The 1,188-nt window shown below is 38.2% G+C and carries 2 protein-coding genes; both read right to left on the reverse strand.

Going from position 1 to position 1,188, the window contains the following annotated elements:
• Positions 1–485, reverse strand: a 485-nt coding sequence (locus tag ON063_RS14560) for a sugar transferase (RefSeq protein ID WP_274665613.1), incomplete at its 3' end; no start/stop codon positions are given.
• Positions 485–1,188 (reverse strand): lipopolysaccharide biosynthesis protein (locus tag ON063_RS14565; RefSeq protein WP_446719149.1); only part of this gene is annotated, 704 nt, incomplete at its 5' end. The genes ON063_RS14565 and ON063_RS14560, both read right to left, overlap by 1 nt.

Here is a 1,188-nt window from a genome sequence, read left to right on the forward strand (position 1 = left end):
TAACGGACATCTAGTTTAAAGCGTTCTTCCCACGATAAGCGATTACGACCATTCACTTGCGCAAGTCCGGTCAATCCAGGTCGCACCTCATGACGTCGTTTCTGTTCCACACTATATCTAGGTAAATATTCGACAAGGAGCGGCCGAGGACCGACAATCGATAAGTCCCCTTTGATGATGTTGATCAGACTTGGTAACTCATCGATGCTAAGGGAACGTAACTTCTGACCAAATGGTGTCAAACGCTTCTCATCGGGAAGCAGTTCTCCATGTTCATCTCGTTCCTCTGTCATCGTCCGAAATTTAATCATTTCAAAGATCACTCCGTCTTTTCCTGGACGTTTTTGTTTAAATAAGACTGGTCCTCCTAGTTTTTTACGAATTAGAAAAGCTGTCACTGTCATCACCGGAATCAATAAAATCAGAGCAATCGTTGCGAAGAAAAAGTCTTGTGGTCTTTTGATATATCGGGCATACATGCTCATCAAAACTCCCCTTTCTTCATACGTTTCGGTAGAAGAATCGATTGAATCAAATCTTTTTCAAACGAATTCATTGTAAAGAGCCAAGTAAAAATCACATATAAAACTGTGAGACCTATTCCTTTGTAAAAAAACTCAATAATATTTGATGATGAATGTAGGTGTTGAATCACCAATCCTATGATTAATATCAAAGTTAAACCTGGCAGTAGCTTTAAATGACATTCTTTAAAAAATCGGAGAATATCAAGATTTAGTATTTTCACGTAAATAAAGTTCATGAAGAGAGCGTTTCCACTTAAATACCCAATCATTAAGGTAAGTGCTGCCCCGCTGGCTCCAAATGGTCCACTTAAAAATGTTGCAAGAATCAAACCAACAACGGCTGAAATTACCATGCCATAGGCGCGATAGCGAACTTGATTTGTCGTCACCAAATGTATATTTGCAATTTCTTGTGGTAGTGTAATAACTCCCATTGATATAAGGAGTGCTGCTACAACGTAGGATTCTCGAAATGAATCTCCCACCCAAAAATGAATGAACTCCGATCCCATCGCAACAAAAATTACTGTAATAAAGCCCACAACATATAGTTGTATCCGACCTACTCGAATCATTAAATTTTCAATATCTTTTAAATCACCAGAATGATTGATTCTTGAAACTTTCGGTAGGAAAAGAGAATTAACTGCTGTAGCTATTA

Source organism: Exiguobacterium sp. B2(2022) (genome assembly GCF_028823655.1).
GTDB lineage: Bacteria > Bacillota > Bacilli > Exiguobacteriales > Exiguobacteriaceae > Exiguobacterium > Exiguobacterium aestuarii_A.